This is a genomic window from Allopseudospirillum japonicum, from assembly GCF_900108915.1.
In the GTDB taxonomy this organism is placed as follows: domain Bacteria; phylum Pseudomonadota; class Gammaproteobacteria; order Pseudomonadales; family Halomonadaceae; genus Pseudospirillum; species Pseudospirillum japonicum.
The window spans coordinates 1-1247 of sequence record NZ_FNYH01000029.1 but is presented as its reverse complement, the minus strand read 5'-3'; the positions used below and the strand labels follow the sequence as shown (position 1 = coordinate 1247).

Genomic DNA, 1247 nt, shown 5'->3' with positions numbered 1-1247 from the left:
GGCGAGGGTTCTTGAGTCACCCCGAGAACCTTCCTGTTTCGTCACGCCTTCACTAGACAGTGGCTTAGGCCGCTGTCCCCGCTCCAGTCGCTCCACAGGCGAACCCCGCCAGCCCGGCGGTTTGGATATTTTTGGCCGCATTGATGTCGCGGTCAATGGGCAGGCCACACCTTTCACAGTGCCAATGGCGCTGCGACAACGGCAGCTTCTCGATCTTGTGTCCGCAGCCATGACACAGCTTGCTGCTGGGAAGCCATTGGCTGACTTTCACCAGCTGCCGCCCCGCCCAGGCAGCTTTGTATTCCAGCTGGCGAATGAACTCGCCCCAGCCTGCATCACTGATGGCCTTGGATAAACGACGGTTCTTGAGCATGCCGGTGATGTTCAGTGACTCGACACACAGCACTTGGTTTTCGTTAACGAGCGTGCGGGTCGCTTTATGGAGGGCATCGCGGCGGCAATCCGCAACTTTGACATGCAGCCGCGCTATTTTCCGGCGCAGCTTGTTTCGGTTGTTTGAGCCTTTTTTCTTCTTCGACAAGCGGCGTTGCAGGTACGCCAGCTTAGCCTCATAGCGTTTCAGATGGCGTGGATTAGCGTATTTTGCGCCCTCGCTGGTAATGAACAGATCTGTTAGCCCCAGATCAATACCCACTGTTCTGGGTGTGATCGGCAGTGCTTCCGGTGTGAATTCACACAAACAGCTGATAAAGTAGCGTCCGGCCCGGTCGCGTGAAAGCGTGATGCTGGAAGGCTCGACAGGCAGTGGACGGCTCCAGCGGATGGGGAGTGGTATCCGGGTCTTGGCCATCGTGATTTCGCCATCCCGATAGCGAAACGCAGCCTTGGTCAGGCGGATCGACTGCCGGGCGTCTTTACGCTTGAAGCGCGGATAACGCGCCTTGAGTTTCGGGTTGAAGAAGTTGTCGAAAGCCGCTTTCTGGTCACGCAGAGTTTGTTGCAGAATAACGCTGGAGACCTCGCACAACCAAGGGTATTCCGCTTTGAGTGTGACCAGCCGCTTTTCTGCTGCCGAGTGTGATATTGACTCGCCGCGTTGCTGATACGCCTCGGTGCGATAGGCCAGGGTGTTGTTCCAGACAAATCGAGCACAGCCGAAAGACTGCGCCAGAAGCGCCGCCTGTTCGGCAGTGGGATAAAACCGCTCTTTGTAGGCTCGTTTTGTCATGCTGGATAAATTAGCAGCTCAGCGAGATCCTGGCAAGAGGGCACCGCTACGCGGTGCG

At 56.9% G+C, this 1247-nt stretch carries 1 protein-coding gene; it reads right to left on the bottom strand.

Annotated features, from left to right (window positions below; genetic code table 11):
• Window positions 1-64: 64 nt before the first annotated feature.
• Window positions 65-1189, bottom strand: a complete 1125-nt coding sequence (locus BMX05_RS12320) for an RNA-guided endonuclease InsQ/TnpB family protein (RefSeq protein WP_093312623.1) — start codon at window positions 1187-1189, stop codon at window positions 65-67.
• Window positions 1190-1247: the final 58 nt, after the last annotated feature.